This is a genomic window from Caballeronia sp. LZ032 (assembly GCF_031451315.1).
In the GTDB taxonomy this organism is placed as follows: domain Bacteria; phylum Pseudomonadota; class Gammaproteobacteria; order Burkholderiales; family Burkholderiaceae; genus Caballeronia.
Window position 1 is genome coordinate 1,026,268 of sequence record NZ_JARUXP010000002.1, and the last position, 23,493, is coordinate 1,049,760.

General features: G+C 65.1%; 27 protein-coding genes. 7 read left to right on the forward strand and 20 right to left on the reverse strand.

The annotated features are described in order from the left end of the window. Position 1 precedes the first annotated feature (1 nt). On the reverse strand, positions 2-730 hold the full coding sequence (locus QCE69_RS20210; protein ID WP_309814658.1) for a response regulator: 729 nt from the start codon (positions 728-730) through the stop codon (positions 2-4). Between the two features lie 233 nt (positions 731-963). Between QCE69_RS20210 and QCE69_RS20215 the strand changes: the two genes are divergently transcribed. After that, positions 964-1,713 (forward strand): response regulator, encoded by a 750-nt coding sequence (locus tag QCE69_RS20215; RefSeq protein WP_309932570.1) that lies wholly within the window; start codon positions 964-966, stop codon positions 1,711-1,713. 15 nt (positions 1,714-1,728) lie between these two features. On the opposite strand, the gene QCE69_RS20220 is transcribed toward QCE69_RS20215, so the two are convergent. The 6 genes from QCE69_RS20220 to QCE69_RS20245 all read right to left on the reverse strand — a co-directional run bounded on the left by QCE69_RS20220 (position 1,729) and on the right by QCE69_RS20245 (position 5,518). Next, positions 1,729-2,382, reverse strand: a complete 654-nt coding sequence (locus QCE69_RS20220; protein WP_309932572.1) for a flagellar basal body L-ring protein FlgH — start codon at positions 2,380-2,382, stop codon at positions 1,729-1,731. Between the two features lie 18 nt (positions 2,383-2,400). Next, a complete protein-coding gene (locus tag QCE69_RS20225; RefSeq protein WP_309922287.1) occupies positions 2,401-3,021 on the reverse strand; it encodes a hypothetical protein in 621 nt (206 codons plus the stop codon). Between the two features lies 1 nt (position 3,022). Next, positions 3,023-3,205, reverse strand: a complete 183-nt coding sequence (locus QCE69_RS20230) for a DUF6726 family protein (RefSeq protein WP_309814669.1) — start codon at positions 3,203-3,205, stop codon at positions 3,023-3,025. Positions 3,206-3,208: 3 nt separating this feature from the next. Next, on the reverse strand, positions 3,209-3,379 hold the full coding sequence (locus QCE69_RS20235; RefSeq protein ID WP_309922290.1) for a hypothetical protein: 171 nt from the start codon (positions 3,377-3,379) through the stop codon (positions 3,209-3,211). A gap of 140 nt (positions 3,380-3,519) precedes the next feature. Further along, positions 3,520-4,674: a phytanoyl-CoA dioxygenase family protein gene (locus QCE69_RS20240; RefSeq protein ID WP_309922294.1), complete on the reverse strand. Its 1,155-nt coding sequence runs from the start codon at positions 4,672-4,674 to the stop codon at positions 3,520-3,522. A 67-nt stretch (positions 4,675-4,741) separates the two neighbouring features. Then, entirely contained in the window at positions 4,742-5,518 is a 777-nt protein-coding gene (locus tag QCE69_RS20245) for a helix-turn-helix transcriptional regulator (protein WP_309922297.1), read from the reverse strand. 97 nt (positions 5,519-5,615) lie between these two features. Here QCE69_RS20245 and QCE69_RS20250 point away from each other — a divergent pair, with 97 nt between their 5' ends. Further along, on the forward strand, positions 5,616-5,894 hold the full coding sequence (locus QCE69_RS20250; RefSeq protein WP_309932574.1) for a hypothetical protein: 279 nt from the start codon (positions 5,616-5,618) through the stop codon (positions 5,892-5,894). After that, positions 5,891-6,847, forward strand: a complete 957-nt coding sequence (locus tag QCE69_RS20255; protein WP_309922302.1) for a zinc-binding alcohol dehydrogenase family protein — start codon at positions 5,891-5,893, stop codon at positions 6,845-6,847. The genes QCE69_RS20250 and QCE69_RS20255 overlap by 4 nt, the downstream gene beginning before the upstream one ends. A gap of 12 nt (positions 6,848-6,859) precedes the next feature. Here QCE69_RS20255 and QCE69_RS20260 read toward each other — a convergent pair whose 3' ends face one another. From QCE69_RS20260 to QCE69_RS20285, 6 genes are all read right to left on the reverse strand, one after another. Next, positions 6,860-7,204, reverse strand: a complete 345-nt coding sequence (locus QCE69_RS20260; protein ID WP_309922305.1) for a DUF3140 domain-containing protein — start codon at positions 7,202-7,204, stop codon at positions 6,860-6,862. A gap of 62 nt (positions 7,205-7,266) precedes the next feature. Then, positions 7,267-8,520 carry a M20 family metallo-hydrolase gene (locus QCE69_RS20265; protein ID WP_309932575.1) on the reverse strand — a complete coding sequence of 418 codons (1,254 nt, stop codon included), beginning with the start codon at positions 8,518-8,520 and terminating at the stop codon, positions 7,267-7,269. Continuing rightward, a complete protein-coding gene (locus QCE69_RS20270) occupies positions 8,517-9,398 on the reverse strand; it encodes an alpha/beta hydrolase (RefSeq protein ID WP_309922310.1) in 882 nt (293 codons plus the stop codon). Before QCE69_RS20270 ends, QCE69_RS20265 begins: the two co-directional genes overlap by 4 nt. A gap of 16 nt (positions 9,399-9,414) precedes the next feature. Beyond that, positions 9,415-10,548: a pyridoxal phosphate-dependent aminotransferase gene (locus tag QCE69_RS20275; protein ID WP_309922313.1), complete on the reverse strand. Its 1,134-nt coding sequence runs from the start codon at positions 10,546-10,548 to the stop codon at positions 9,415-9,417. A 10-nt stretch (positions 10,549-10,558) separates the two neighbouring features. Then, on the reverse strand, positions 10,559-11,344 hold the full coding sequence (locus QCE69_RS20280) for a short-chain dehydrogenase/reductase (protein WP_309932576.1): 786 nt from the start codon (positions 11,342-11,344) through the stop codon (positions 10,559-10,561). Between the two features lie 147 nt (positions 11,345-11,491). Continuing rightward, on the reverse strand, positions 11,492-12,808 hold the full coding sequence (locus QCE69_RS20285) for an MFS transporter (protein WP_309922319.1): 1,317 nt from the start codon (positions 12,806-12,808) through the stop codon (positions 11,492-11,494). Between the two features lie 253 nt (positions 12,809-13,061). Between QCE69_RS20285 and QCE69_RS20290 the strand changes: the two genes are divergently transcribed. From QCE69_RS20290 to QCE69_RS20305, 4 genes are all read left to right on the forward strand, one after another. After that, positions 13,062-14,132, forward strand: a complete 1,071-nt coding sequence (locus QCE69_RS20290; protein ID WP_309932578.1) for an SDR family oxidoreductase — start codon at positions 13,062-13,064, stop codon at positions 14,130-14,132. 59 nt (positions 14,133-14,191) lie between these two features. Next, on the forward strand, positions 14,192-14,407 hold the full coding sequence (locus tag QCE69_RS20295) for a hypothetical protein (RefSeq protein WP_309932580.1): 216 nt from the start codon (positions 14,192-14,194) through the stop codon (positions 14,405-14,407). Positions 14,408-14,489: 82 nt separating this feature from the next. Continuing rightward, positions 14,490-14,798: a DUF4148 domain-containing protein gene (locus QCE69_RS20300; protein ID WP_404987381.1), complete on the forward strand. Its 309-nt coding sequence runs from the start codon at positions 14,490-14,492 to the stop codon at positions 14,796-14,798. A 336-nt stretch (positions 14,799-15,134) separates the two neighbouring features. Further along, complete coding sequence (locus tag QCE69_RS20305) at positions 15,135-16,943, forward strand: serine hydrolase domain-containing protein (RefSeq protein ID WP_309922905.1); 1,809 nt, start codon at positions 15,135-15,137, stop codon at positions 16,941-16,943. Between the two features lie 16 nt (positions 16,944-16,959). Here QCE69_RS20305 and QCE69_RS20310 read toward each other — a convergent pair whose 3' ends face one another. The 7 genes from QCE69_RS20310 to QCE69_RS20340 form a co-directional block, all read right to left on the reverse strand. After that, positions 16,960-17,721 carry a 3-oxoacyl-ACP reductase gene (locus QCE69_RS20310; RefSeq protein ID WP_309932582.1) on the reverse strand — a complete coding sequence of 254 codons (762 nt, stop codon included), beginning with the start codon at positions 17,719-17,721 and terminating at the stop codon, positions 16,960-16,962. Positions 17,722-17,797: 76 nt separating this feature from the next. Further along, a complete protein-coding gene (locus QCE69_RS20315; RefSeq protein ID WP_309814731.1) occupies positions 17,798-18,250 on the reverse strand; it encodes an RpiB/LacA/LacB family sugar-phosphate isomerase in 453 nt (150 codons plus the stop codon). A gap of 41 nt (positions 18,251-18,291) precedes the next feature. Beyond that, positions 18,292-19,053: a triose-phosphate isomerase gene (locus QCE69_RS20320; protein ID WP_309932584.1), complete on the reverse strand. Its 762-nt coding sequence runs from the start codon at positions 19,051-19,053 to the stop codon at positions 18,292-18,294. 71 nt (positions 19,054-19,124) lie between these two features. Continuing rightward, positions 19,125-20,078 (reverse strand): D-ribose ABC transporter substrate-binding protein, encoded by a 954-nt coding sequence (locus tag QCE69_RS20325; RefSeq protein ID WP_309814736.1) that lies wholly within the window; start codon positions 20,076-20,078, stop codon positions 19,125-19,127. Between the two features lie 61 nt (positions 20,079-20,139). After that, complete coding sequence (locus QCE69_RS20330; protein WP_309814739.1) at positions 20,140-21,240, reverse strand: ABC transporter permease; 1,101 nt, start codon at positions 21,238-21,240, stop codon at positions 20,140-20,142. A gap of 24 nt (positions 21,241-21,264) precedes the next feature. Next, positions 21,265-22,818, reverse strand: coding sequence for a sugar ABC transporter ATP-binding protein (locus QCE69_RS20335; RefSeq protein ID WP_309922332.1), 1,554 nt, complete (start codon positions 22,816-22,818; stop codon positions 21,265-21,267). Next, positions 22,815-23,468: a DUF2291 domain-containing protein gene (locus QCE69_RS20340; RefSeq protein WP_309814744.1), complete on the reverse strand. Its 654-nt coding sequence runs from the start codon at positions 23,466-23,468 to the stop codon at positions 22,815-22,817. Before QCE69_RS20340 ends, QCE69_RS20335 begins: the two co-directional genes overlap by 4 nt. Between the last annotated feature and the right edge of the window lie 25 nt (positions 23,469-23,493).

A 23,493-nucleotide genomic window follows, 5' to 3' on the forward strand; every position in this document is an offset into this window, starting at 1 on the left:
CTTAAGTCCGGATGCGTTCGTGTGCGGCGTCTTCCCCATCGGGCACGAAGACAAAGCCTTGTCCGCGCACGGTCTGCAAGTGACGCGGTTGCGACGGATCGTCTTCGATCAGACGACGCAGCCGCCACACCGGCACGTCGAGGCCACGGTCGCGGAACGGCAGGTCGTCGCGATGGACGAGATCGTGCAGCAAGACCCGCGACAGCACCTTGTACGGATGCTTGATGAAGACCTTGAGCAACGCGAACTCGCTCTCGCGCAACGGAATGCGCTTCTCGCCGCAGATCAGCGCGCGCGTGACGAAGTCCACCTCGAAGCGTCCGAAGCGTTCGCGCGCGCAGCGTTCGGGCTGGCTCGGCGTGCTCGCGCGACGCCGCAGCACGGCTTCGATGCGCGCGAGCAGTTCGCGTGGATCAAAGGGTTTCGCGAGGTAATCGTCCGCGCCGGTTTGCAGTCCCGCGATCTTCTCGGCCACGCTGTCGCAGCCCGTCACGAAGATCACCGGAATGTCCTCGCCCGCCGCGCGCAGATCGCGCAGCGCGCGCAGGCCGTCGGTATCCGGCATCATGATGTCCAGAACGACGATGGAAGGACGCTCCAGTTCCAGCCGACGGCGCAGCCCCGCGCCGTCATGCAGCACGGAAACCTCGATGCCTTGCGTATGAAAGAAGCGGCGCAGCAGATCGCGCACCGCGGAATCGTCGTCGACGATCAGAACCGATGTAGCCATATCGAAATTTTATTCGGTGCTTATTCCAATCGGCGCGCGCCACTTTATTCGGCACATTACCGATTTTTACGGCAGTACGCGCCGCGCCCTTGCTTCCCTGCACGCCATGGCCCGTCAGGCCTTTCGCCACGGACGCAAGCGGCGTTCGTCACACTCCCGGAATCCCGTAACAGAAAGAAATGGAAAGTTTCGCGCGATGGCCAGGCCGCCGATGCCGAACATAGAATCGGCGCATGACATCACATGTACTCATGGTCGACGACGACCCCGTCGTGCGCGAACACGTGCGCGGCTTCCTGACGCAACACGGCCTCGAAGTGTCGGTGCTGGACGACGGCATCGCGCTCAAAAGCGCCGTGCAGAACCTGCGGCCCGCGCTGGTCGTGCTCGACGTGATGATGCCCGGCAAGGACGGCATCAGCGCGCTGCGTGAACTGCGCCACGCCCACGACGACGTTCCCGTGATCCTGCTCACCGCGCGCTCGGACGTACTGGATCGCGTGATCGGACTCGAACTCGGCGCGGACGATTATCTCGGCAAGCCCTTCGATCCGCGCGAACTGCTGGCGCGCATCCGCACCATCCTGCGACGCCGCAACGGCGCATCGTCGTTCGTGCCGGGCGCGCCGGAGATGCGTCCGAGCTATCGCTTCGGTCCTTTCGAGATGGACTTCAGCGCGCGTGAGCTGCGTCGCGACGGCGAACGCATCGCGCTGCGCTCGGGTGAATTCGCGCTGCTGAAGACGCTCGTGAAGAATCAGATGACCGTGCTCTCGCGCGCGCAGCTGAACGAGCATCTGCGCGGCGCGGGAGCGCATCGCGATCGCAGTCTCGACGTATCGATCTGGCGGCTGCGCCGTCTGCTGGAAACCGACCCGTCCGAGCCGCGCTATGTGCAGACTGTCTGGGGCCAGGGCTATATCTTCGTGCCGCATGGCGATCCGAGCGCGGCGGGACGCATTGCCGCGCGGCCGCCACACTGACGCGATGTCTTGAGCTCAGAACGTCAGCACGCTCATGAAGAGATGCTGCAACCATCCCATCGTGGTCGAATCGGCGAGCATGCCCACGCCCGCCTGTTCGATGCGCGCATTCGCCACCTTGTTCGACGCCACGTAATTCCCCGCCTCGATGTCCTTCGGATTGACGATGCCGGAGAAGCGCAGCTGATCCTGATTGCCGCTCATCGCGATGATCTTGTCGCCCGCGACCACGAGATTTCCGCCCGGCAGCGTACCGATCACCGACACCGCGAGCGTGCCGCTCATCGCACTCAGGTTGCGGGTGCTGCCGTTGCCCTTGAACGACGTATCCGCCGAGCCCACGTTGAAGAGGCGTGCAAGGCGCGCGGCCGCGCCGGTCGATTGATCGGCGGCCGTGGCGCTGATGCTGCTCGCGCGGCTCGCGCTGGCATCGGCGGTATTGCTGCCCGAGTAAGACTCGGCGAGGCGAATGGTCAGCACGTCGCCGACACGCTGCGCGCGCGAGGTCTCGTACAGCGACACGGAACTGCCCGCCTGATAGATCGCGCCGAGCGTGTTGACGTTGACCGGCTGCGCGACGGCCGGCGCATAAGTCGGCATCTCGACGATGGACCGCGACGACGAACACGCCGACAGCGCACATGCGCACAACAAGACTGGCAATTTCATGACGATGCTTTCCGGGATTCAAGGGGTGTCATGCAAGGCGGCGAGACGCCATTTGTCGTCGGTCTCGCGCAACCAGGTTTCGTAGGCCTTCAGGCGATAGATCACGCGCGCCGTCGCCGACGCGCCGTTCGCCTCCAGCGTGATGGAGCTCGACGCGTTCTCCCAGCGACGCGTCCGGTAGCCGTTTGCACGCACGACGCGGCCCGCACCGAACCGCGACGACAAGGCCGCGCCGAAGTCGTCGGCCATGCGGGCATCGATCACGAACGACATGCGATACAAACGCGGCGCGGGATCGCCCGGCATCGCGGCGAAACGCAGCACGTGATCGCGTGCGGGAGCGCCGTCGACGACCGCTTGCGACGCCTGCCATCCCGCCTCGCCGCGATGCGCCCACTTGCAGCTGATGGTCAGGCTGTGCGGATCGCGCAGCACCATGCCGAGCGCCGCCGATTCGACGTCGGTGTCGCACAGCGCGACGCTGCGCGGCGGCGTGGCGCGCGCGGGCTCGTCGCGGCGAAATACATCCAGCGGCACGCCGAGCCGCAGCCCGCGAAAGTCGAACGGCTGCTGCGCGTGTGCTGCCGCGGGCAACAGCATCGCGGCGAACAGCGCGCAGGGGAGAAGGAGGCGCTTCATGTCAGTCAATCGCCGAGGCGCACACATCGAACGGCGTGGCCGCCGCGTGGCCGACCACCGGCACGACCTTGAGCGTCGCCGCCGTCACGCGGCACGGCAGCGCGGCGAGCGCGCAGCCTTCGAGCGTCAGCGGACACGCTGCGAGCGCCGCGCACGCGAGCGCGAATCGAACGATCGCAGGCATGGCTCAGGCGGTCGTATCGACGTGATTGCCGAGATGCGCGGGATTGCTCACCGGCGTCTTCGTCGTGGTAGAGGGAATGCTTTCGGCGGCCGGGACTTCGGTGTTGCGCCGGATCGGCAGCGTGTTCGCCGTCTGCGGCACCGCGTGGCTGTTGAGGGGACTGTTGACGTTCATGCTGCGCGCTCCTGAAGAAAATGGACGTTGCGTCTTGCAACGGCAGCCATCTTCTCCGGGCGCGAGGCACAGCAATCGGTTGAGAAAAATGCGCTTTTCGTCAGTGCTTACGAGGCATTACCCACGCGTTACGGATTGTTTTATGTGATGCGTTTCCACGCGTGCTGGCGTAGTGCATCGGTAAAGCGCTCGACGGGCCAGCCTTCATGCAGCGCCTCGCGCAGCAGCGCCTGCTGGCTCGGCGGCGCGAGACCGCCCGAAGGCGGATCGCGATCGAGATTCGTCGGGAACGCATAGCCCTCCGCGCACGAAGCGATGACCGCCTCGATCTCTGCATCGCTCATGCGGCCCGTGGACTTGCTTTCGCTCAGGACCGGATACACGGCTTCGCACATGCGCGCGCGATCGACCGATTCCATCGCCCGCCCGTAGGCCGACGACACCTGCAACAGGTTGGCCATGCGCTGCACGTCGCGCGTGTGGTTTGCGCCCGCCGCATGGAACAGCGCGGGGCTGAAGAACAGCGCATCGCCCTTTTCGAGCGGCAATTGCACGCAGTGCGCCTCGAAGTACGCGCGAAAGTCCGCACGCCGCCACGCGAGATAGCCGGGTGCATAGCGCTGCGAAAACGGCAGCAGCTTGGTCGGTCCGCTTTCCACCGGCATGTCGCTGTGCGCCACCGCGCCCTGCAAGGTCAGGAAAGGCGACATCGCGTGAACATGCGCGGGATAGCGGCGCACTTCCTCTTCGGTCTGGAAACCGAGGTGATAGTCGCGATGCGCCTCCTGCGCCGCGCCGCCCGGCCGTACGACATTCACCTGCGACGTCATCTGATACGCCGGGCCGAGCCACGCTTCGGCCATGCACGCGAGAATCGGGTTCGCGAAGTAGCGCGCGAAGACATCGGGCGCGTGCAGGCAGAGTTTTTCCTGCGCGTTCCAGATGCGGTCGTTCGCGCCGGCCTTCGCGAAGTGATCCGCGCGGCTCGTGCCCTGCTCGCGCTCCTGCCGGATGATGTCTTCGAAGACGGCGGTGGCGTCGTCGATCGGGGCGGTGTCGGCATAGGCGTGCTTCAGCACCAGCACGCCGGCGCCCGCGCGCAAGACCTCGGCCCATTCAGCCTGCAAGGCCATGCGTTCGGACAGGTCGCGGCCCAGCGCGGCGCAATCGTAGAGCGGAATGCCTCGCTGAATCGAAGCAGCGTAACGCGGCGGATGCGCCTCTTCCTGCGCGAGGTCGCGTTCGAAGTCATCGAGGGAACAGGCGTGCTCGTCGTACCAGTTCGTCTGGTTCATGTCTCCTCCATCGCTTGTCCGTTCGACGATAGTATCCCGAACCGTCCCGCCGGCAAGCTTCACGCGTTCAGCCGCTTGCGTGATACCGCCCAGGCGTCGTCCCGAACGTGCGGCGAAACACGTCGATGAACGCGCTGATGTTCTCGTAGCCCGTTTCCAGCGCGATGGTCGTCACCGGGACACGATCGGCCACACGCTCCAGCGCCCGCAGCATGCGCGCCTGCTGACGCCATTGCGCGAAGGTCAGCCCGGTGTCGGCCATGAAGCGGCGGCTCAGCGTGCGCGGCGATACCCCCGCCCACGCGGCCCATTCTTCGAGACGGCGGTTATCGGCGAGATCGTTGGCGAGCGCGTCGGTGATCTTCAGCAACGCGGGATCGCGCGGACGCTGCAGATGAAACGGCGCTTCGGGGGCGGCGGCGAGTTCATCGAGGATGACGTCGGCGATGCGCGTCCGCGCCGCATCGAGCAGGTCGTCCTGCCATGACGACGCGCGATGCACCGCTTCACGCAGCAGCGGCGTGGCGCGAATGGCGCGCGGCTCGGCGGGCAAGGCCGCGCAACGCGCCTCGGCCACGAACACGCTCCATCCCGAGAACGGTCCGTAGGACCGCACCGAATGCGCCCGATGCGGCGGAATCCAGATGGCATGAACCGCGGGCACGACCCACTGGCGCGTATCGACGCCAATCGACACCAGCCCGCTCGACGCCCCCATCAACTGGCCGCGCGCGTGGCTGTGCGAAGCCACTTCGCGCGGCTCGCTTTGCGTGAGCTCGGCGGCGGCGAGGAACGGGCCGTCCTGCGACATCACCAGTTCGGGGCGAATCAGGGGTGTATTCATGGCCGGATTTCGGTATCGAATGGCCTTTATACCGGAGACGGGCCTCGGGCGCACGTCTAGACTCGGCTTCATTGTTTCACTCACGGAGCCAGTTGCAATGCGAGCCAGCCAGATGCTTCCCGACCATCTCGACGAAACCCGTCTCAACGGCACGACGATCCGCAAGGGCACGGTCGGCGCGTTCCTCGTCAACGCGCGCGTGTGGAGCGATCCGCACGCGAGTGCCGCGAGCCGCGCCGAGGCCGCACGCGACATCGAGGAAGCCTTGCCGGCATTGCTCGCGCTCGGCCTGTTCGACGTGCTGGATATCCGTGATCCCGAATTGCGTGCATGGCTGGCCGAACTCGGCACCTCAATCAAACAGGAACAAGCATGAAAGCAGCAGTCGTCAAGCAGGCAGGCACCCAGCCCGTGTGGGCTGAATTCGATGAACCGGTGGCCTCGCGTGAACAGGGCGTCGTGAAGGTCGGCGCTTCGGCATTGAGCCGACTGACGCGCGGACGGGCATCGGGCGAGCATTATTCGTCGTCGAAGACCTATCCGTTCGTCGCGGGCGTCGATGGCGCCGGCCGTCTCGACGATGGCCGGCGCGTCTACTTCTTCGGTCCGGTAGCGCCATTCGGCGCGATGGCCGAGCGCACGCGTGTGCCGCTCGAACATTGTTTGCCGCTGGCCGATTCCATCGACGACATCGATGCCGCCGCCATCGCCATTCCTGGCATGTCGTCATGGGCGGCGCTCACGGAGCGGGCGAAGTTCGTCGCCGGCGAGACCGTGTGGATCAACGGCGCGACCGGCGCGTCGGGGCAGCTTGCCATACAGGTGGCGAAGCGGCTCGGCGCGGGGAAGATCATCGCGACGGGACGCAATCGCGCGATGCTCGAGAAACTGCAAGACATGGGCGCGGACACGATCATCACGCTGGAGAGTGACGAAGCCTCACTGAGCCGCGCATTCGAAGCACATTGCGTGGAAGGCGTCGATATCGTGCTGGACTATCTGTGGGGGCCGAGCGCGCGGGCGTTGCTGATTGCCGCCGCCCGTGCATCCGAAGCACAACGCGCGCTGCGCTTCGTGCAGATCGGTTCGATGAGCGCACAGGAGATCGCGCTGCCGGCGGCCGTATTGCGATCGAGCGCGATCAGCCTGCTCGGCAGCGGCCTGGGGAGCGTCGCCATGCCGCGTCTGTTCGCGGCCATGCAGGCGGTGTTGAATGCGGCGGCGGAAGGCGGCTTGCGCGTGGATACGAAAGCCGTGCCGATGCCGCATCTCGCCGACCACTGGAATGACGATGCCGGACGCGAGCGCATCGTGTTCGTGAACGGCTGAGGGCACGCGCGCTCATTTGAGCGGATCGTGTCCCCAGTTCATCAGCGAGTAACGCCAATGCGAATGCTCGACCTCATGCGGACGCTGCGCGAGGTGACGCTTCACATAGCCGTTCACCTTGCGCATGTGCGCGTAGTCGTCCGTGCCGAGATCGGCTTTCTTCTTGCCGAGAATCTCGATGATGTGCCGCCCCGACTTGTGCCCCACCGACTCTCCGCCGTCGTTCTTCTGTCCAACTTCGCGGGACTCGTCGGTATCGAGCCATTTGTCGAGTTGCGACGCCGTCATGTTGACGAGTGCCTTGAACGTCGCGTACGTCTCTGCATCGTCGTCCGATGAATCCTGATGCGCGGTCATGCTTGCCTCCTTTGACGCCGAACGGACCTTGCACGCCGAATCAGCAAGCCCCGCTCCCGCCGTCAGGAAGCCAGTTCGGCGAGCACATCCGCAAGCACGCGCGTCCCGGCAGCCAGATCCGCCGACGCCGTGAATTCCGCCTCGCAGTGTGTCAGCCCGAGATGCGACGGCACGAAGATCATGCCGCTCGGACACACCGCGTGCAGATAGCGTGCATCGTGGCCCGCCGTCGACAGGATGTCGCGATGCGGCAGATCGAGCCTTGCCGCGGCTTCACGGATCACCGCGCGCATCCGTTCAGGAAAGTCGAGCGACATCGCCGTGGAAAGCTCCGTCACCTGCACCGTGCACACGCCCGCATGCGCCTCGCAGATCGGCGCGATGCGATCGCCGAGACGCGTCAGCGTGTCCGAGTCGGGATGCCGCAAGTCGATGGAGAAGTCCACCGAACTGGCCACCACCGACGGCGCGCTCGGCTTGACGTCGAAACGTCCGACTGTGAACTTAACGATGTCCTCGGCGTCGTGCATCGCATCGGCCAGCGCCTGCACCATTGCGATGGCAGCGAGCAGCGCGTCCTTGCGTTCCGCGCGCGTGGATGTGCCCGCATGCGCGGCCTCGCCGTCCACGCGCACCTTGAACGTGCGCTTGCCCTGAATGCCCGTCACGACGCCGATGGTCAATCCCTCCTTCTCCAGCATCGGCCCTTGCTCGATATGCGCTTCGACGAACGCGGCCGGCCGCAGCCCCAGCGCGCGCTCGGGCACATCGTGCAAGGATTCACGCACGTCCGCGAGCGCCGCCGCCACGCTGACGCCAGCCTGGTCCGTCACGGCGCGTACCTGATCCAGTTCACGCGCCCCCGCAAACACCGCCGACCCCATCATGCCGGGCGCAAAACGCGAGCCCTCCTCGTTCATCCACGCAACGATATCGATGGACGCACGTGGCCTCACGCCCGAAGCGATGATCGCCTCCACGGCCTCGAAGGCGGCCAGCACGCCATAGACGCCGTCGAACTTGCCGCCGGTCGGTTGCGAATCGAGATGCGATCCCGACATCACCGGCGCCGCGTCCGCGTCCGTGCCTTCGAGGCGCAGGAACAGATTGCCGATGGCATCGACGGACGGCTTGAGCCCCAGCGCTTCGCCCCAGCGCACGAGTTCGCGCTGCGCCTGCGCATCTTCCGCCGACAGCGCCTGCCGGTTCACGCCGCCCTTCTCCGTGGCGCCGATGCGCGCCATCGCGTCGAGCCGGCCGGCGAGACGCTGTTCATCGACGAACGCGCTCGCACGGGTCTGTGCCGGCGCGCTCATGATGTCTTCATGATCTGCGCGGGCACCGCGCGCGGATCGCGCGGCAACCAGCGGTCCTGCTCGACCATCGCGAGAAACTCGGCGACATGCTGATTGAACAGCGCCGGTTCTTCGAGATTGAGCGTATGGCCGGTCTTCGCCATCACGACGAGTCCGCTCGCCGGCACCGTGCGCTTCAGGAAGATGCCGGGCTGAAGACAATGATCGTCCTCGTCGCCGACGACGATCAGCGTGGGCACCGTCATCGCCTGGAGACGGGCTTCGAGGTCATAGATGGATGGACGGCGCGCCTGCACGCCGCGCATCGTCAGCGCCGAGCCGCGCGCCGAATGTTCGCCGAGCATCGTCGCGAATTCGAGCCAGCCGCGCGGGTCCTTCACCTGGAACGCAATGCGCGATGCCGCCAGCGCATAGGTCTTCGAGAACTGCTCGGCGCCCTGCGCCTCGAACTGCTTCGCGACTTCCAGCGACACGTCGCGGAAGTGATCCTCGAAGGCCTTCTCCGCGCCATAGCCCGCGCCCGCGACCACCAGCGAACGGGCACGCTCCGGATAGTCGAGCCCGAAGTGCAGCGTGGCGAAACCGCCCATCGACAGGCCCACGATATGCGCGCGGTCGATTTTCAATGCGTCGAGCACGTCGCGGATATCGCGCGCGGCGATGGACTGCGAATAGCGCTCGATGTCGTCGGGCACGTCGGACGGCGCATAGCCGCGCGCCGCGAAGGCAATGCAGCGATAACGCCGGCTGAAGTAGCGCATCTGCGGTTCCCAGCTGCGCAGGTCGCCGCCGAATTCATGCACGAAGACGAGCGGCGTGCCTTCGCCGGCTTCTTCGTAGTACAGGTTCACATCGTCGGTGGTTTTCAGATACGGCATGTCGGTTCCGGCCTCGTTAGAATTGATTCGCGGGCTGCTTGATGGACCGCGCGCGCTCGACCATCGAAGGCAGCAGTTCGCAGAAGCGGTCGGCCCAGGCTTCCGGCACCGTCAGACTGACCTTCACGAAGCGATGCCCGAATTCCTTCGTGTGGTACGCGCCCTGACGGATCATCACGCGCTCGGCCTGGAACGCCTCCACCAGCGCTTCCGGCGTGATGCCGGCGTTGATGGTTTCCACGACCAGCAGATTCGCCTGCGACGGATACACCGGCACGCTCAATCCTTCCACATTCTTCGCCGCCTCGACGACCGCCGCCTGATTGCGCCGCTGACGCCGGTTGATCTCGGGAAACCAATCGTTCTTCGTGCGCAGCCCGGCGATCGCCGCGCGTTGCGACAGCACGTTGCTGCCGAGATTGTTCGGCGGCGCGGAAGCGAAGCGTTCGATCAGATCCGGATGCGCGATCACCGCGCCGAGCCGCATGCCCGCCAGACCGAGCCACTTCGAGAAGCTGTACGTGACGATGGTCTTCTCGGGATAGAAGCGGTACGCGGGCGTGAAGCTGTCGGCGAACTGGAAGTAGGTGGCGTCATGAATGAAATACGCGCCGACCGAACGCGCGATCTCCGCGAACTCGCGAATCTCGTCTTCCGTATGACAGGTGCCGAGCGGATTGTTCGGATCCACCAGATAGATCACGCCGGTGTTCTCGTTCACCGCCGCGCGCAATTGCGCGGGCGTGAGCTTGTAGTGCTGGCCGGCCGAGTAGATGGGCAGTTCGATCACGCGCGAACCGGCGCGCGCGGCGAACTGCATCGGCCAGGCCCAGCTCGGATTGGTGGTGACGAAATCCTTGCCCGCTTCGCAGATGTTGCGGCAGACGTTGTACAGCGCTTCCACCGCGCCGTCGGTGACCATCACCGACGCGTCAGGCAAGCCGATGTCCTCGCGGATCAGCTGCCGCAGTTCCTCGAAGCCGAGCGGCGGCGCATAGGCGTGGTATTCGCCGCCATCGAGTGCATCGATGACGGCCTGGCGCACGGCAGGATGCGGCTCGAAGTGATTGGTGTTCTGGCCCAGCCACATTAGCCCTTCGCTGTTGCAGAGCCGGTCGAAATAGGCGTTGCGTTCCTCGAATCGACGCATGTCGTCCCCCTCAGATGATGGAACGGCGCGACGCAATGCCGCCGTCGATGGTCACGATCGTGCCCGTGATATAGGCCGCGCGATCCGACGCGAGCCACACGATCAGGTCGGCCACTTCATCGGCACGGGCTGCACGCTTGCCCGGATATTTGTCGAACAGTTCTTCCCAGCGGCTTTCGTCGTTGTACCAGTCGAGCGCGCGGCGCTTCATCAGCTTCACCATGCGGTCGGTGGCGACCGGTCCCGGATTCACGCCCACCACGCGGATGCCGTCGTCCAGCGCCCAGCCGCCGATGGCGCGCGTGAAGGCCATCATCGCCGCATTGCCCGTCGAACCGATGATGTAGTTCGCGTCCCAGTTCTCGCCCGAATTGCCGATGTCGTTGACGATCACGCCGCTGCCGCGCTGCTTCATCGACGCATACAGTTCGCGCGTCAGCGTGACGTACGAAAAGATCTTCATGTCGAGACTCGCGCGCCACTCCGCGTCGCTCATCTTGTCGAGCGGGCCGGGGCTGGAATCCGCCGCGTTGTTCACCAGGATGTCCGCGTTCGAGCAGGCGCGCGCCAGATCGATGGCGTTCTGCGTGACGGAGAGATCCGTCGCGTGCACGTGGACGCGCGTGCCGTGCTTAGTCGCGATCTCGTCCTGCGCGCGATGCAGCGCATCCGCCGAACGCGCCGCCAAGTGCAGCTCCGCGACGCCTTCCGCGGCGAATGCCCACGCCGTCGCCAGCCCGATGCCTTTCGATGCGCCCGTGATCAGCGCCGATTTGCCTTTCAGGTTCAAGTCCATGACTCTCCTCCTTGATGTATTTCCATTCGGTTTATATGAATACATAAAATAACACGAAGAAATACAAACGCACACTGCTACGGACGAAAAAAAGCCGGCATGCGCGCAAGGCAGCATGCCGGCTTCCCTACTGCGAGATTCGAAAAATCAGCGGTTCACGAGCTTGGCGGGAATCAGCAGGATCATCGCGGCCCCGACGACCAGCACGCCCGCCGACACATACATGGCGATCACGGAGGTATGCGTGAGATCGCGCAGCCAGCCGATCAGATAGGGACTCACGAAGCCCGCGAGCCCGGCGAATGCATTGATTGCCGCGATGCCCGCCGCCGCGCCCGTGCCGGCGAGGATCGCGGACGGCAGGGCCCAGAACAGCGGCCCGGGCGTCAGCACGCCCGCCGCCGCCAGCGAGAGGCCGAGCAACGCGAGCGGCACGTTCGATCCCGCGCCGGCCGTGACGGCATAGCCCACCGCGCCGACGAGCATCGGCACGATCAGATGCCAGCGGCGTTCGCCGGTACGGTCCGAATTGCGGCCGCAGGAGACCATGGCGATCGCGCCGAAGATGAACGGGATCGCCGAGAGCACGCCGATATGCAGCGCGCCCGATACGCCCGATGCCTTGATGAGCGTCGGCATCCAGAAGGTCAGGCCGTACTGGCCCATGATGACGCAGAAGTAGATCAGCGCCATCAGCAGCATGCGCGGGTCGCGGAACACCTGGCCGACCGTCTGCGAGATGCGCGTGTGCTTGGGCGGCACCGAGTCGAGCGCATTCGCGATGATCGCGGCTTCCTCGCGCGTCAGCCACTTCGCCTTCTCCGGACGGTTCTCCAGATAGAAGAACGCCGCGATGCCCAGCACGAGCGACGGCAGCGCCTCGATGAGAAACAGCCAGCGCCAGCCCGGATGCCCGTGCGAGCCATTGAAGGCTTCGAGGATCCACCCCGACAGCGGCCCGCCGATGATGCCCGCCAGCGGAATGCCCACCATGAAGATGGCCAGCACGTGCGAGCGGCGGCGCGCCGGATACCACTGCATGAGGTAGAGCACGATGCCGGGATAGAAGCCGGCCTCGGCCGAGCCGAGCAGGAAACGCAGGACATAGAACTGGGTGGGCGTCTGCACGAAGAAGAAGGCGCCGGAAATGAGCGCCCACGTCACCATGATCCGGGCGATCCAGGCTTTGGCGCCGACGCGCTGCATCATCAGGTTGCTCGGCACCTCGAAGAGGAAATAGCCGATGAAGAACACGCCCGCGCCCAGGCCGTAGATGGTTTCGCTGAACTGGAGGTCGCTCAGCATCTGGAGTTTCGCAAAGCCGATGTTCACGCGGTCCAGATAGGCCGCGACATAGCAGAGGATCAGGAACGGGATCAGCCGCAGCGTGACCTTGCGGTAAGTGCGGTCCTCGATCATCTGCGCCTGCGCTACGTCGCCCGGCGCATGCAGCGTGTCGCTCATTGACTGCTCCTTGTGGTGCGTGCCTTCGGTTCAGTGGTGGAAACCCGCCCTCTCTGTATCTGGTTCGGGCTTCAATGTATTCCGATGATACTCAAACAAAATACATTGCAAGCGGTTTTTTAGGTGGAACGGGGCGTGCGCGAGTCATCGGGCGGTGTCAGCAGGTTTCCCGGCGAGGCGGCACACTGGTGCGATACGCACCCGCGTCGGCCAGAGCCGACCGCATTCACCCACCCGAACACCAAGAGAAGCAATGGATAAACGAGCACTGATCATCGGTGGCACCGGTATTGTCGGACGCAACCTCGCCGAGCACCTTCACGCGCGCGGCGACTGGACGATTGCCGGACTGTCGCGCGGCCGCACGCCCGTTCCCGCCGGCATGGAATCGATCACGGCGGACCTCACGTCGGCGGCTTCGGTGGCGGACGCGCTCAAGGAACGCCAGTTCAGCCACGTCTTCTTTACTGCATGGGCGCGTCAGGCGACCGAAGCCGAGAACATCCGCGTCAACGGCGCCATGGTCGGGAACGTGCTCGCGGCGCTAGGCCCGGGCGGTGCGCTGTCGCATGCCGCGCTCGTCACCGGCCTGAAGCACTATCTCGGTCCGTTCGAAGCGTATGCCCAGGGCAGCGTGCCCACGACGCCGTTCCGCGAGGAACAGGGCCGCCAGCCCGTCGACAACTTCTACTACGAGCAGGAAGACCGGCTCTTCGAGGCCGCCCGCCGCTATGGCTTCGGCTGGAGCGTGCATCGGCCGCATACGATCATCGGCTATGCGGTCGGCAACGCGATGAACATGGGCGTGACGCTCGCCGTCTACGCCACGCTGTGCAAGGAAACCGGCGCGCCCTTCGTGTTCCCCGGCTCGGCCGCGCAATGGAACGGGCTCACCGACATGACCGACGCGCGTCTGCTCGCCCGCCATCTCGAATGGGCCGCGACGTCCGCGCCGGCCCGCAACGAGGCGTTCAATGTCGTCAACGGCGACGTGTTCCGCTGGAACTGGATGTGGGACCGCATCGCCGGGTATTTCGGCATCGAGCCGGCGCCTTTCGACGGCGAGACGCGTCCGCTCGACAACCGCATGCAGCAGGCGCGCGCCCAGTGGACGGATATTGCGGCGCGGCATGGTCTGGCCGAGCAGGACATCGACCGGCTGGTGTCCTGGTGGCATACCGACGCCGATCTCGGCCGCCCGATGGAAGTGCTCACCGACATGTCAAAGAGCCGCAAGCTCGGCTTTCTCGACTATCAGAGCACGCCCGATGCGTTCTTCGACCTGTTCGACCGCCTGAAGCGCGAACGCATCATTCCCGCGTGACGAACCGGGCGGGCATTCCCGATGCTCCATGAATGTCTCAACGTACACGGGAGCCGGACATGAGCAAAGACGTGAAAGTGACCCCTGCGAAGCCCGGCTGGAAAGCCGAAATCCCTCGGGACGACCATACCTTCGTGGTGGTGACGGCCAAGAAGGACGATGCCATCCATGCCGCCCGAGCGCTGGAACCGGAGGCGCCGGTCGAAGTCCAGGACGAGCAAGCCAGGTCTGACGAGCCCGGCAAGCCTGACAAGCCTGACGCCGATCCATCCTGAGAGCGATGCCGGCGTGCGCCGCGCCTGCCGGCCGCGCGGCCATCGTTCATACTGCCGGCAGCGCCATCAGCGGAGACGCACCATGAAGCTGTCAAGAACACGACTAACAATAACCATCGGTGCGCTGGCCGTCGCGCTGGCCGGCTGCGTCACCTCCGCTGGACAATACGGCACCGGCGCCAATGGCCGGCACCTGAGTCCCCAGCAATGCGTGGATCTCACCGCGCTCAAAAGCCAGGCGCCCCTCACGCGCGCGCGCAACGACAGCGAACTGGCCGCCCTTGAGGAAGCGGGCTACAACCCGTCGCTGTTCTTCGACCCGTATTACCCGGACGACCTGCATCAGGCCCAGCGTCTCGTGGACCAGTGGTATCAGGCGGAGTGCCGGTAACGCGGCATTGACGGCCGGGGCCCTCATTTACCTACCCTCATTCCCATTCCTAACGTATATTTCTCGGCAGTGACTTAAGAAGCGCGTCATCGAAGGGACCGGACGTCGCCTGCTCGCTCGAGCGGCGACGTCCGTCGCATTGCGCACGATGAACAAGCAACACAGCAATTGCGATGTCCCGTTTTCCGGCCCCGGCCGCACCAGCTTCTCCCAGGTCACGCAGCGCACGTTGCCATCCCAACCGCATTTCTCCGCCCTGTGAGAGGAACTGCCGTGTCCGACATCAAGCGCATCAACCCAGCCCCCGTTCGCCTCCAGCGCCGCCACTTCCTCGGCATGACCGGCGCCGGCCTGCTCGCCACCCTGCTGCCCGGCTGCGGCAGTAACGACGACGATCATTCGTCGTATCCGCAGACCGTCGCGATGGGCCAGCAAATGATCCAGCAGGCCATCAACGATCCGGAAGAACCGGTGGCGGGCATCTCCGTCGCCATGCTCAAGGGCAATACGGTGTTCTGGCAGCAGGCTTTCGGGGTGTCGTCGGTGCCGGCGAAGACCGCCGCGACGACCCAGACGCGCTTCAACATCGGCTCGGTCAGCAAGCTGTTCGCGGCGCTGTCGGCGGCGATCCTGCAGGACCGCGGACTCCTCGCGCTCGATACTCCGATCGTCAAGTATCTGCCGACCTTCACGATGCTCTCGCCGGAATTCGCGCAGATCACCACGCGGCATCTGCTGTCGCACTCGTCGGGGTTTCCTGGAACGAATGGCCGCAACCTGTTCACGTTCGCGCCGGTGGCGGGCTACGCAGCCGACACGCAAGCAGAACTCGCCAACACGCACCTGAAACATCTGCCGGGCGAGCTGGCCGTGTATTGCAACGACGGCTTCACGATGGTCGAACAGCTCGTGCTGGCCCTCAGCGGGCAGACCTACGCGGATTTCGTGCAGACGAACATCCTTGCGCCGCTCAAGATGACGAGCTCCAGCTATCTGACGAGCGTGCCCTCGAGCGGCTCGTTCTCTTATCCTTTCGTGAACGGCACGCAGTATCAGGAATTCGTCAACGCGTATGCCACCGGCGGCCTCAGCTCAACGCCGACCGACATGATGAATCTCGCGCAGATGTTCCTCGGCGGCGGCGTGTTCCAGGGAACGCGCGTGGTGTCGTCGGCGGGCATCGCCGAGATGGGCATGGACCAGACCACGACCCTCACGATCAACCCCGCGCCCGATTTCCACTGGGGTCTCGGCTGGGATTCGGTGCAGCAGCCGGCTTTGGGCGCCGCCGGCGTGCTCGGCTGGGAAAAGGACGGCGGCACCGCGTACTACTCGACCGAGTTCTTCGTCGTGCCGAAGGCGCAGCTGGCCCTGCTCATCACCGGCAATTCCGGCTATGACGCGCGCGGCATCGCGGAAGCGTTGGTGCTCTCCGCGCTGAAAGAAGACGGCACCATCGCCACGCTTCCGCCCAAGGTGGGCACCACGGCGGCGCCGGTAGCGTCGGGGCCGAATATCGCGGCGGCCGGCGGCATCTATGGCAATTCGGACTCGCCGCTGCAGGTCATCGCCAATGCGGACGGCAGCGTGCAGTTGAACCAGTGGAACGGGAAGACGCGCGTGTGGAAGCAGCTCGGCGCGTATCAGTATCGCAGCGACGGCTGGTGGGCGAGCAGCGCCGATCCCACCTCGTCCTATCAATTCACCGTGGTGACGGGCACCGACAGCGGCGGTAATCCCTACAACTTCCGCTATCTGATGAAGCGCGTGGTGCCCGGCGCGGGCTATGCCTATCTCACGCTGCCGCTCGGCCAGCAACTGGCGCCGCTCGCCGCGCTCGACGCCGCCTGGCAACAGCGCCTCGGCACGCAATGGACGCTGACGAACGACGCGCCGTCCGCCGTGCCGATCGTCGTGCTCGGCAACGAGCCTGCCTTTCTCACGAGCCTCCCGGAACTGCCGGGCTACGTGCTGTATGGCAATGAGGACCTGCGCTATCAGCTCATCGTGCCGCTGGAGGACGAGCGCGGCTTCATGTCGGTGAAAGTGCCCGGCAACTTCGGCCGCGATCTGTACGAGATCCGCTTCGCGCCAGGCAACGACTCGACCCTGACACTGGGCAGTTCGATCTACGCGAAGCTGTAAGCGCGCGCGGTCTGGCTCAGCCCTTGACCAGACCGCCATCGACGACGAGGTTCTGCCCCGTCACCGCGCGCGCCCACGGCGACAGGAAGAACAGGACCGCGTCGGCGAATTCGGCGGGCGTCGTGACGCGGCGCAGCGGCGTGAAGCCCGCGACCATGTCGAAGACGGCTTCAGGCGTCGCGCTGCTGGCGTCGGTGGTGCGCAGCAGTCCGCCCGACACCATGTTCACCGTGATGCCGTCCGGCCCGAGATCGTTCGATGCGGTTCTCGTCAGCGCCAGCAACGCCGCCTTGGCCGCGGTGTAGTCGTGATACGGCACGACCGGATTCTGGAACAGGTTGGTCCCGACATTCACGATACGGCCGAAGCCCGCCGCGCGCATCGCGGGCAGCGCGGCCTGGATCGTGTTCAGCGCGCCTTTCACGGCGCCCTCGATCTGCTGCTGGAAGCGCGTCCATTCGATGTCGCCGAGCTTCGGACGCGCGTCGCCGTCGAAGCTGAAATCGGCCAGCGCGTTGTTCACCACGGCATGAATGTGCCGGCCGGTCTTGGCGTTGGCTTCGTCGAACAGGCGAGCGACCGAAGCGGCGTCGGTGACGTCGCCCTGCACGGCCACCACGCGCGGCCCGAGACGCTCGGCCAGCGCGTGCGCCTGCATCTCGCTCTGCCGATAGTTGATGACGACGCCCGCGCCTTCGCGAGCCAGCGCTTCCGTGATGGCCGCGCCGAGTCCCCGCGCGCCACCGGTCACCAGTACGTTTTGTTCAGACAGCAGCATCGACTTCTCCGATGTTTATTTGGACTGGATGGTCCATTATGCCGGAGAGGACGCCGGGCCAAACGGTGATGCAAGTTCAACGATGATACTTCGCATCCACCTGATCGATGGCCTTCACATTGCCCGCGCTGCGGCCGTTTTCATCGAAGGTGTTGGTCAAAAACGAATCGGCGATGGCCTTGGCCACTTCCGGGCCGATCACCCGCGAGCCCATCGTGATGATCTGCGCGTTGTTCGAGAGCGCCGCGCGTTCGGCCGAATAGGTGTCGTGGCACAGCGCCGCGCGTATCCCCGGCACCTTGTTCGCCGAGATGCTGACGCCGATGCCCGTGCCGCACACCAGAATGGCGCGGTCATACTCGCCGCTGACCACGCCGGACGCAACGCGGTCCGACAGGTCGGCGTAGAACTCGCCAGGGTTCTTCTCGTTGTTCGATACCTCGAACACGTCGTAGCGGTCTTTCAGATAGTCCGCCAGCACGCGCGCCAGACCGACGCCGGCGCTGTCTCCGCCAATGGCAACCTTCATGATGAACTCCTTGATGTATGAATGGGCGCTTGCATCCGGCGTCACAGCACCGCTGCCACGCGTTTGAGAATGTCCAGATAGCCCTCGACGTTCCATGCCGAACGCCCGATGAACAGGCCATCCACGTTCGGGCACGCGGCGAGTTCCGCGCAGTTGTCCGGATTCACCGAGCCGCCGTAGAGACAAGGCACGCGACGGCCGAGCATCTCTTCCGCCACCCGGCTGATTTCGGCCTGGCGCGCATCGGCATAGTCCGGGCTGGCCGGAATGCCGTTCTCGCCAATCGCCCATACCGGTTCATAAGCGAACAGGATGGGCGCCGCCTGCTGCTCAGGCGTGAGACGCGCGAGCGCGCCGCGCACCTCGGCGGCCAGCACTTCCTCGGCGTGGCCGCCGTTCCGGTCGGCGAGCGTCTCGCCGACGCAGATCAGCGGCGTCAGCCCATGGCGCACGGCGGCTTCGACCTTGCGGCCGACGGTGTCATCGGTTTCGCCGAAATGCTCGCGCCGCTCGGAATGGCCGAGTTCGACCAGATCCATGCCGCAATCCACCAGCATCAGCGGCGAGATTTCGCCGGTCCACGCGCCGCGCTCGGCCCAGTGCATGTTCTGCGCACCGACCTTGACGTTGGTCTCGGCGAGGATCGACTTCACTTCGCGAATCGCCGTGAAAGGCGGAATCACGAAGCACTGGATACGCGGGTCGTCGTGACTGGCGAGCAAGCCCTCGGCGAAGGCACTCGCCTCCGACAGAGTCTTGTTCATCTTCCAGCTCGTGCCGACCCAGAACAAAGATTCAGACATGATTTCCTGGCCGATCGGAAAGTCTCATCGAACGGCCCGCGCCCTCTTCGACGCGGGCCGAACCCGTCACCTCACTTCGAGAGCACGAACGGTGCGGTGTATTTCGACACGTTCGCCTTCGTGATCAGCACGCAATCGAACAGTTGCTTCTCGCTCGCCGCGCCCGTCTTGCCGGTCTTCAGGAACTGGTCGGCTTCCTGCACGGCCTTCGCCGAGAACTCCGCCACCGGTTGCAGCACCGTGTATTGCAGGTCGCCGGCCTTGACCGCTTCCACGGCGGCGGGCGAGCCATCGAAGCCGCCCACCTTGACGCTCTTCAGCTTGCCGGACTGCTTGAGCGCGGCGATGGCGCCGAGCGCCATTTCGTCATTGCCGCTGATGATGCCGATCACGTCCGGATGCGCCTGCATCAGGCTCTGCGTCGCGTTGAAGCCTTGCGTGCGGTCCCAGTTCGCCACTTGCGAGCCGACCATCTTCAGATCCGGATACTGCGAGAGCACCGACTTGTAGCCGTTGGAACGCGTCGCGGCGTTGTTGTCGGACGGCGCGCCGAGCAGTTCCACGTAGTTGCCCTTCGAGCCGACGTCCTTGACCCATTGCTGCGCGCCGAGCGCCGCGCCTTGCGCGTTGTTCGAGACGAGCTGCGCCTTGGCGAGACCGGTCTGGTTGATTTCCGCGTTGACGAGGAACACCGGGATGTTCGCGGCCACCGCCTTCTTCACCGCGCCCACCGAACCGCTCGCATTGGCCGGATCGAGGATGATGGCCACCGACTTGTTGGTGATGGCCGTGTCGATCTGCTGGCTTTCCGTGTTCGTGTCGCCCTTCGATGCCGAGACGTTCGCGCTATAGCCGAGCTTCTTCGCCTCGGCGGCCGCGATGTTGCCTTCGGCGAGCCAGTACGGATTGGCCGGATCGTTCACGATGATGCTGATGAGTCCGCCCGCCGCCTGGGCTTGCGCGGCGAACAGCGGGGCAGCCAGCGCAACGGCGGCGAGGAGCAGCGTTTTCTTCTTCATGTTCATGTCTCTCTCCAGAGTCAGTTGTGGATGCAGAACTACGTGATACTTCTCGCGGACGTACCGCTCATGCCTTGCTGCCGCCTTGCGGAGAAGCCAGCTGGCCGCCGCCCGGCGCGGGACGCTTGACGCGGCGGCGATACTGAATGGCGTTGAGCAACACCGCGAGGACGATGACCGCGCCGGTGAAGACCGTCTGCCAGTAAGACGAGATGCCGATGATGACGAGGCCATCGGACAGGAAGCCGATCACGAACGCGCCGAGCAGCGTGCCGCGGATGTTGCCGGTGCCGCCCATCAGCGACGCCCCGCCGATCACCACCGCCGCGATGGCCGTAAGTTCGTAGGTGGTGCCGGCGGTCGGGCCAGCGGAGGTCAGTTGCGACGACAGGATCAGCCCGGCGATGGCCGCGCAGACGCCCGACAGCATGTACACGCTGATGAGCACGCGCTTCACGGGCACGCCGGACAGTTCGGCGGCGCGGTCATTGCCGCCTGACGCATAGAGCCAGCGGCCGAACGCGGAGCGGTTGAGCGCGATGCTGCCGAGGATCGCGATGACGGCGAGGATCAGCACGCCCACGGGCACGTGGAACAGGCGGTCGAAGCCGAGATAGTCGAAGCCGGTGTTGCCGAGGTCCGCCTGGCCGCCGAGGTTGTTGTACGTCAGGCCGTTGGTCATCAGCAGCGCGAAGCCGCGCACCACATACATCACGCCGAGCGTCGCGACGAACGCGGGCACCTTGAAGCGCGCAATCAGAATGCCGTTGACCAGGCCGATGAACGCGCCCAGCAGACAGCACAGCACCACGACGACCCAGACCGACGGATACAGCACCACGCCAAACAGGTTCAGCGTGACGCCCTGCATGAAGAAGCCCGCGACGACGCCGGACAGGCCAAGCGTCGAGCCCACCGAAAGGTCGATGCCGCCGTTGATGATCACGAGCAGCATGCCGATCGCCAGAATTCCGTAGATGGCCACGTGCGAGGCCATCGTCAGGAAGTTTTCCAATGCGAAATAATTCGGCGAAAGGAATGAAAAGATGATGATGATCGCGATCAGCGCAAAGAACGCGCGTCCTTCGAGCAGCATGCGGCCGAGATCGAATCCTTCTCCGTTCGATGCGGAGTGAGTCGACCTGGAAGTCTTGGCGGCGTCGTTCATGTTGAATGTCTCCTTGTGCTGCGTTCAGGCCACCACGGCTTCGCCGGAGGCGGCCATGATGTCGTCCTTGTCGGCGTCGGGGCCGAATTCGGCGGAAATCTTGCCGCGCCGCATGACGATGATGCGATGCGCGACGCTCAGGCATTCGCCCACTTCGGAAGTCGAATAGACGACCGCGAGGCCCTTCTTCGCGTTCTCGGCGAGCAGGCGAAACACTTCGGCCTTCGCGCCGATGTCGATGCCCCGGCTTGGTTCGTCGAGCAGGATCACCTTCGGGCCGGTCGCGAGCATCTTGCCGATCACCACCTTCTGCTGATTGCCGCCCGAAAGCGAACGGATGGAGGCGCCCGCGCCCGAGGTCTTCACGTGCACGTTGCGGATCGACTCGCCGACGAGTTCGCGCTCGGCGGGCGGCGACATCAGCACGCCCTTGACGAAGCTGCGGATGCTGGCCAGCGACAGATTGGAGCCGACGCTCATGGTCGGCACGAGGCCGTCGCGCTGACGGTCTTCGGGCACGAGCACGAGTCCCCGGCCGATGCGCTGCGCGATGCTCAGGCCCGCGAGGTTCTCGCCTTCGAGCCGGATCGTGCCGCCGGTGACGGGCAGGCGCTTTCGTCCGGCCACGGCTTCGAGCAGTTCGGTGCGGCCCGCGCCCATCAGTCCGTAGATGCACACGATCTCGCCCGCGCGCACTTGCAGCGACAGGTGATCGACCACCGAGGCGCCGGAGCCGGATTCGTCGGCGACGCTGACTTCGTCGATATCGAGCGCCACTTCGCCGAACGCATAGCCCGTGGGCGGCGAGCCAAGATCGAAGTTCTCGCCGACCATGTTGCGCACGATCCAGCCAAGGTCGATGTCCTTGCGCTCGGCCGTCGCGGTGATGCGGCCGTCGCGCAGCACCACGGCGTAGTCCGTGACCTGCAAGGCTTCTTCGAGGTGATGCGAGATGTAGACGATGGACACGCCGCGGCTCGTCAGGTCGCGGATCACCTTGAACAGCACTTCGACTTCCGACGCGCTCAGCGCGGACGTCGGCTCATCCATGATGAGGATGCGCGAGTCCACCGAGAGCGCGCGTGCAATCTCGACCACCTGCTGCTGGCCGAGCCGCAGGTCGCGGATCAGCGTCATCGGATCGACGTCTTCTTCGAGTTCCTGCATCAGCTCGCGGGTCTGGCGCGCCTCTTCGGCGAAGTTCACGCCGGTGCGCGTGCGGATCTCGCGGCCCATGAAGATGTTGTCACGCACGCTCAGGTTCGGCGCGAGACTCAGCTCCTGGTGAATGATCGAGATGCCGTGGTTGCGGGCATCGGTGGAAGACGTGAAGGCGACGGACGCGCCATCGAGTTCGATCTCGCCGGAGGTCGGCTTCTCGACGCCGGAGAGGATCTTCATCAGCGTCGACTTGCCCGCGCCGTTCTCGCCGAACAGCGTCGTGACCTTGCCGCGATGAATCTCGAAGTTCACGCCCTTCAGCGCATGCACGCCGCCGTAGGACTTGACGATGTCGCGCGCCGACAGCAACACGCTGTCCTTCGCCGCGCCGGTTGGAGTGGGAGTGGCGGTGCTCATTTCACGTCCAGTTTCACGGGAGTCACGAGCCAGCCGTTCGGATTGACGAGCTGGAACACGCCGGTGACCTCGATGGTCTTGCCGGACAGCTTGGCCGTATCGACTTTCGACAGGACCTGCTTCTTCATCTCCGCGTTGATCGCGTAACCCGCGTTCTGATAGTCGATCTGATTCGTGAACTGGCCGAAGCTGATGTCGCCGGTGGCGTCGCGCAGATCGGTGCCATTGATGGCCGGGCCGGTCTGCACGCGGATCTTGAGCGTATCCGGCAGGCCGGGCACCTTCACGTCATAGATGCCCGAGTCGTCGTTGCCCGCGACGCCGGTGAACTTCACCGACATCTCCGGCCCGATGCCGCCGCCCGCAATGCCGTACTGCTTGCCGGCCGCGTCCTGATCCTTGGCGATGGCGGCGGCGAGCGTCGCGGCATCGACGGCGCGCTTCGAGATCGCGGCCTGCGTCTTCGGGAACTGTTTCGCGCCGTAGGCGGCGGGCTCGAACTCCTTGCTCGTCGCATCCGGACCCGAACCGATCTTCACGACCTTCGTGCTCATGGCCATCGCGACCAGCACGACGAGCACCACGATCACTTCGATCGCGATACGCAGGCCGCGCGAAGACGACCCCTTGGTTGAAGCGACTGCATTCATCGACACACCTCCGTCTCGAAGGAAT

Bases quoted from the DNA above. Each gene is read 5' to 3' on its own strand.
- QCE69_RS20285 (WP_309922319.1), bottom strand. From the start codon at position 12,808: ATGAGCGACACGCTGCATGCGCCGGGCGACGTAGCGCAGGCGCAGATG.
- QCE69_RS20340 (WP_309814744.1), bottom strand. From the start codon at position 23,468: ATGAATGCAGTCGCTTCAACCAAGGGGTCGTCTTCGCGCGGCCTGCGT.
- QCE69_RS20290 (WP_309932578.1), top strand. From the start codon at position 13,062: ATGGATAAACGAGCACTGATCATCGGTGGCACCGGTATTGTCGGACGC.
- QCE69_RS20270 (WP_309922310.1), bottom strand. From the start codon at position 9,398: ATGCCGTATCTGAAAACCACCGACGATGTGAACCTGTACTACGAAGAA.
- QCE69_RS20305 (WP_309922905.1), top strand. From the start codon at position 15,135: ATGACCGGCGCCGGCCTGCTCGCCACCCTGCTGCCCGGCTGCGGCAGT.
- QCE69_RS20240 (WP_309922294.1), bottom strand. From the start codon at position 4,674: ATGAACCAGACGAACTGGTACGACGAGCACGCCTGTTCCCTCGATGAC.
- QCE69_RS20280 (WP_309932576.1), bottom strand. From the start codon at position 11,344: ATGGACTTGAACCTGAAAGGCAAATCGGCGCTGATCACGGGCGCATCG.
- QCE69_RS20315 (WP_309814731.1), bottom strand. From the start codon at position 18,250: ATGAAGGTTGCCATTGGCGGAGACAGCGCCGGCGTCGGTCTGGCGCGC.
- QCE69_RS20210 (WP_309814658.1), bottom strand. From the start codon at position 730: ATGGCTACATCGGTTCTGATCGTCGACGACGATTCCGCGGTGCGCGAT.
- QCE69_RS20215 (WP_309932570.1), top strand. From the start codon at position 964: ATGACATCACATGTACTCATGGTCGACGACGACCCCGTCGTGCGCGAA.
- QCE69_RS20310 (WP_309932582.1), bottom strand. From the start codon at position 17,721: ATGCTGCTGTCTGAACAAAACGTACTGGTGACCGGTGGCGCGCGGGGA.
- QCE69_RS20245 (WP_309922297.1), bottom strand. From the start codon at position 5,518: ATGAATACACCCCTGATTCGCCCCGAACTGGTGATGTCGCAGGACGGC.
- QCE69_RS20235 (WP_309922290.1), bottom strand. From the start codon at position 3,379: ATGAACGTCAACAGTCCCCTCAACAGCCACGCGGTGCCGCAGACGGCG.
- QCE69_RS20225 (WP_309922287.1), bottom strand. From the start codon at position 3,021: ATGAAGCGCCTCCTTCTCCCCTGCGCGCTGTTCGCCGCGATGCTGTTG.
- QCE69_RS20300 (WP_404987381.1), top strand. From the start codon at position 14,490: ATGAAGCTGTCAAGAACACGACTAACAATAACCATCGGTGCGCTGGCC.
- QCE69_RS20220 (WP_309932572.1), bottom strand. From the start codon at position 2,382: ATGAAATTGCCAGTCTTGTTGTGCGCATGTGCGCTGTCGGCGTGTTCG.
- QCE69_RS20265 (WP_309932575.1), bottom strand. From the start codon at position 8,520: ATGAGCGCGCCGGCACAGACCCGTGCGAGCGCGTTCGTCGATGAACAG.
- QCE69_RS20260 (WP_309922305.1), bottom strand. From the start codon at position 7,204: ATGACCGCGCATCAGGATTCATCGGACGACGATGCAGAGACGTACGCG.
- QCE69_RS20295 (WP_309932580.1), top strand. From the start codon at position 14,192: ATGAGCAAAGACGTGAAAGTGACCCCTGCGAAGCCCGGCTGGAAAGCC.
- QCE69_RS20250 (WP_309932574.1), top strand. From the start codon at position 5,616: ATGCGAGCCAGCCAGATGCTTCCCGACCATCTCGACGAAACCCGTCTC.
- QCE69_RS20255 (WP_309922302.1), top strand. From the start codon at position 5,891: ATGAAAGCAGCAGTCGTCAAGCAGGCAGGCACCCAGCCCGTGTGGGCT.
- QCE69_RS20330 (WP_309814739.1), bottom strand. From the start codon at position 21,240: ATGAACGACGCCGCCAAGACTTCCAGGTCGACTCACTCCGCATCGAAC.
- QCE69_RS20320 (WP_309932584.1), bottom strand. From the start codon at position 19,053: ATGTCTGAATCTTTGTTCTGGGTCGGCACGAGCTGGAAGATGAACAAG.
- QCE69_RS20275 (WP_309922313.1), bottom strand. From the start codon at position 10,548: ATGCGTCGATTCGAGGAACGCAACGCCTATTTCGACCGGCTCTGCAAC.
- QCE69_RS20325 (WP_309814736.1), bottom strand. From the start codon at position 20,078: ATGAACATGAAGAAGAAAACGCTGCTCCTCGCCGCCGTTGCGCTGGCT.
- QCE69_RS20335 (WP_309922332.1), bottom strand. From the start codon at position 22,818: ATGAGCACCGCCACTCCCACTCCAACCGGCGCGGCGAAGGACAGCGTG.
- QCE69_RS20230 (WP_309814669.1), bottom strand. From the start codon at position 3,205: ATGCCTGCGATCGTTCGATTCGCGCTCGCGTGCGCGGCGCTCGCAGCG.